Origin of the sequence: Streptomyces chiangmaiensis, assembly GCF_036281785.1 — a bacterium.
Lineage (GTDB): Bacteria > Actinomycetota > Actinomycetes > Streptomycetales > Streptomycetaceae > Streptomyces > Streptomyces chiangmaiensis.
Genome location: NZ_JAYWVC010000592.1, coordinates 1 through 1,254 on the forward strand (window position 1 = coordinate 1; position 1,254 = coordinate 1,254).

Sequence of the window (1,254 nt, forward strand, 5' to 3'; positions counted from 1 at the left end):
GTCCGGCGCTGAAGCCGTACTCAAGCTGCGTGCCGTCCGCGCCAATGACGACTTTGACGCCTACTGGGCCTGGCACGAGCAGCAGGAATTCATCCGCAACCACCAGACGCGCTACCGCGACCGGCTCATACTCACCGCCTGATCGACAGCACCCTCATTGGATCTGCACCCGATCGGTCCCGAGCTTCGCCGGAGCAGTGTCTGTGCGATCTGCTGACCGATCTGCCCGAGGCCCGCGACGGCGACGGGCACTGCTCTCATCTCGGTCACCGAGTCCGAGAGCTCGTCACTCGAGCCAGCCCTCCTCCTTCATGCGTACGAGCGCGCGCCGGTGAGCGTCGAGCGCCGCTTCGATGTCCGCTGCCGTGTGCTCGGTCGAGAGGAAGCAGATGTGGTAGGGCGCCGACACGAGCACCCGCAGGCGCTGCCAGACTCCCGCGTCGTTCCAGTCACGCAAGCGGCGCCAGCAGGTCATGCCCGAGCCGAAGCCCAGTTCCTGCGGCAGGAACTCCCACGGAATGCCGGTGTACAGCACGAACAGGATGCCCGACAGGACCTTCCGGTCATCCAGACGCCTGCGGCCCGGGTGATCTGGTCGGCGCGGCACAACCGGCAACAACGGCTCGATCCGCGCCCACAACTCATCTGACACAATCCACGGCAGTTGCTGACCCCTCCTCATGCGCGGGTCAACAGCCCCACGGACACCGGCACTCCAAGGCCAACGAGCCATTTTTTTCGCTGCGGAAGAAGGGCCGGAGTCGGCCGGGGCAAGCCCCTGTCGTCGCGCTGCGCGGACAGGGGCTCGCCATGCACGGGATCGTTCGTGAGCGTGATCAGCTGTTGGCGTTGAGGACCGGGTAGTAACCGCTCGCGTGGCCGGTGGCGGTGGGGTGGTAGGACTCCCAGCTCGGCGAGTACACCAGGGAGTGCAGCCAGCCGTCGCCGGAGCACAGTTCATGGCCGTTGAAGGTGGTGCGGACGTCACCGAAGACGAAGCCGTGGGCGCTGGCCCGGTTGGCGATGACGTTGTCGAGGACGTCCGCGGCCTCGTCGATCTTGCGGTGCTTGGTGTCGCTGAGCCCAACGCAGAAGACGTTGAGGGTGTACATGTGCGGGTAACCGAGGACGACCACTTTGGCGGTGGGCGCCTTGGCGCGGATCGCGTCGTAGGTGGCGTCCAGGCGGGCGGGAAGCGTGTTCTGAATGTAGCTCTCGGCCTGGTTGACCCGGTTGACGCAGTCGGAGTCCGAG

Annotated in this window: 1 protein-coding gene and 1 pseudogene; both read right to left on the reverse strand. The window is 66.1% G+C overall.

Going from position 1 to position 1,254, the window contains the following annotated elements; all coding sequences use genetic code 11:
• Positions 1–406: 406 nt before the first annotated feature.
• Positions 407–682 (reverse strand): annotated as a pseudogene (locus VXC91_RS45805) (transposase); the annotation flags it as partial.
• A 154-nt stretch (positions 683–836) separates the two neighbouring features.
• Positions 837–1,254, reverse strand: a 418-nt coding sequence (locus VXC91_RS45810; RefSeq protein ID WP_329513242.1) for a GDSL-type esterase/lipase family protein, incomplete at its 5' end; no start/stop codon positions are given.